Raw genomic sequence first — 2,625 nt, 5'->3', positions numbered from 1 at the left:
GCCGCGGCGGCGGCGGTGGCGGCTCCAGGGGTGGCGGCGGCGGTGCGTCGCGCGAACTCGACGACGAGATCCCGTTCTGAGCGCCCCACGTAACCGGCATTGAGGAGGGGAGATGTCGCTCGGACCATTGCTATCCGCGCCCCCTCCCATTCCGTGGCATGCATTCGCGGCCCTTGCCGCCCTGGCGATTGGCGGCGCGCAGCTGGCGCTTCCGCAAGGCACGCCGAGCCACCGCGTGATGGGCTATGCCTGGGCGGCGCTGATGCTTGTCATCGCCGTCTCGAGTTTCTGGATCCAGCAGATCCGCCTGATCGGCCCGTTCAGTCCGATCCATCTGCTGTCGATCCTGGTGCTGGTCACCGCGCCGCTGGCGGTGTGGTATGCGCACACCCATCGCGTCGCCGCGCATCGCGGCGCCATGATCAAGCTCTATGTCTTCGCCTTGATCGGCGCCGGCATCTTCACGCTGCTGCCTGGCCGGATCATGCATACGGTCGTGTTCGGTCAATAGGCTGGCCAAGGCCTCGCAAGGAAAAATGCCGTGAAAGCACGCGTCAAATGGGTCGAGGAACGCACCTTCGTCGGTGAGTCCGGCAGCGGCCACAAGGTTGTCCTCGGAACAGCGTCCGGCCCGGAGGGCAAAACGCCGGGGCCGAGCCCGATGGAGCTCGTGCTGATCGGCACCGGCGGCTGTTCGGCCTACGACGTCGTCCACATCCTCGAAAAAGGCCGCGAGGCGATCGAGGATTGCGTCGTCGAGCTCGACGCCGACCGGGCAGAGAAGGAGCCCAGGGTCTTCACCCGCATCCACATGCATTTCATCGTCAAGGGCCGCGGGCTCTCGCATGAAAAGGTGAAGCGCGCGATCGACCTCTCGATCGAAAAGTACTGCTCGGCGACCGCGATGATGGCCAAGACGGCGACGGTCACGCATGATTTCGAGGTCGTCGATACCGCCGCGAAATAAGGCAGCAGGGGTCCCGCTTAGGCAGCCATTAGTGCCCTGACGCCGTCCGCAACGAACTGTACGGCGAGCGCCGCCAGGATGACGCCGAGCAGCCGCGTCAGGATCGAGCGGCCGGTCTGGCCGAGGATGCGGTCGATGCGCTCCGCCAGCACGAACACCAGATAGGTGATGGCGAGGCAGACGAAGATGATGCCAACCAGCGCCGCCTGCGCCGCGAAACCGTCGAAGTGTCCCGACAGCAGCACCGTCGCCGAAATCGCGCCCGGGCCGGCGATCAGCGGGATCGCCAGCGGGAAGGCGGCGATATTGTGGATCATGTCCTTGGTGATGGCGACGTCGCCGATCTTCTCCTTGCGGTCCTGCCGGCGCTCGAACACCATTTCGAAGGCGATGAAGAAGAGCAGGAAACCGCCGGCGACGCGGAAGGCCGGCAGCGTGATGCCGAACACCGACAGGATCGAGGCGCCGGCAACCGCGAACAGCGCCATCACCAGGAAGCCGATCACCGAGGCCCGCACCGAAACTTGCTGGCGCTCCTCGCGGTTCATGCCGCGCGTCACAGCGAGGAAAAGCGGCGCCAGCCCGGGCGGGTCGATGGTCACCAGTATGGTGACGAAGGCATTGAACAGGCTGTCGAAGCTCGGCATCGCTGGTCCCCTCCCGCCGGGCGAAGCCCAAGCTCGTCAATTGGTAGAGCAAAGCGGGAGCGGTGGGAACAGGAAGGGAGGGGATTTCAGCCGGCTATTCAGCTTTGCCGCAGTAAGCCTCGAGCCGGTACCCGTCAGGGTCTATGACGAAGGCGGCATAGTAGTTTTCACCATAAGCGGCGCGCAAGCCAGGCGGGCCATTGTCCCTGCCGCCCTCACGCAACGCGGCCGCGTGGAAGGCATCGACGCTCTTTCGCGTCGGCGCGGCGAAGCAGAAATGCAGGCCGGACTCCGTGTCCGCCGGCACCGGCCGCGCGGCTTCATTCACCCAGAGCGCCACTGCATTGGCGCCATAGCCGAGCGAGCCGGGCGACTGGCTGAGGCAGCCATAGCCAAGTGGTTGCAGCAAGGCATCGTAGAAGCGCTTCGAGACAGTTGTGTCGCCAACGCCGAGCGAGATGTGGTCAAGCATCGTTTTCTCCGTTTTTTCATTAGGGTAGCCGATCAGCCTCAAGTCGTGCGGCGGGCGAGGAATTCGACCTCGAGCCGCCAGGTGGCGCCGCCGTCATGCGAGCGCTCGCCGAGCCAACGGAACGAATTCTCGGTGATGCGCGAAAAGCTCCAACGCACCGACGCGCCGGAGCCATCGGCGCCGACCTGCACGATCGTCTCGCCCTCGGCGCGGCCGAGCTGCCGGCTGTAGTATTGGTTGCGCGGATCGCTCCAGAAGATGTGCCAGGCATCGACCCCGGGATCGTAGACGCGCAGGGTCGTACCGTAGAACGTCCACGCGCCGAGAGATGTCTGTACACCAGTATTGCGCGCGGGCAGGATCCACACGTCCTGGATCGCCTTGCCCTCCAGAACCCAGCCGAAATGCACCTCGCCACGCCCGGTAAGAACCGTGCCATCTTCGAGATGGCGCGTGGCGTCGAACGTCCAGGCGCCGACGAAGCGGCCATAGAGCTCCAGCTTTTCGGCTAGGTCGGCGTTTGGGCCGTCGCTGTGCAG

At 65.2% G+C, this 2,625-nt stretch carries 5 protein-coding genes; 2 read left to right on the top strand and 3 right to left on the bottom strand.

Annotation, left to right across the window (positions count from 1 at the left end; translation table 11 throughout):
* The first annotated feature begins 112 nt into the window (after positions 1-112).
* Entirely contained in the window at positions 113-511 is a 399-nt protein-coding gene (locus tag EOA33_RS31480) for a DUF2306 domain-containing protein (RefSeq protein WP_126054747.1), read from the top strand.
* Positions 512-541: 30 nt separating this feature from the next.
* Positions 542-967, top strand: a complete 426-nt coding sequence (locus tag EOA33_RS31475; protein WP_126054746.1) for an OsmC family protein — start codon at positions 542-544, stop codon at positions 965-967.
* A gap of 17 nt (positions 968-984) precedes the next feature.
* On the opposite strand, the gene EOA33_RS31470 is transcribed toward EOA33_RS31475, so the two are convergent.
* The 3 genes from EOA33_RS31470 to EOA33_RS31460 form a co-directional block, all read right to left on the bottom strand.
* Complete coding sequence (locus EOA33_RS31470) at positions 985-1,614, bottom strand: MarC family protein (protein WP_127407398.1); 630 nt, start codon at positions 1,612-1,614, stop codon at positions 985-987.
* A gap of 94 nt (positions 1,615-1,708) precedes the next feature.
* The gene (locus EOA33_RS31465) at positions 1,709-2,086 is read right to left on the bottom strand and encodes a VOC family protein (protein ID WP_126054744.1); all 378 of its coding nucleotides are present in this window, start codon (positions 2,084-2,086) and stop codon (positions 1,709-1,711) included.
* A 38-nt stretch (positions 2,087-2,124) separates the two neighbouring features.
* Positions 2,125-2,625, bottom strand: a 501-nt coding sequence (locus EOA33_RS31460) for a hypothetical protein (RefSeq protein WP_245482493.1), incomplete at its 5' end; no start/stop codon positions are given.

Origin of the sequence: Mesorhizobium sp. M4A.F.Ca.ET.050.02.1.1 (genome assembly GCF_003997725.1) — a bacterium.
Lineage (GTDB): Bacteria > Pseudomonadota > Alphaproteobacteria > Rhizobiales > Rhizobiaceae > Mesorhizobium.
This window is presented reverse-complemented; position numbering and strand designations above follow the sequence as displayed.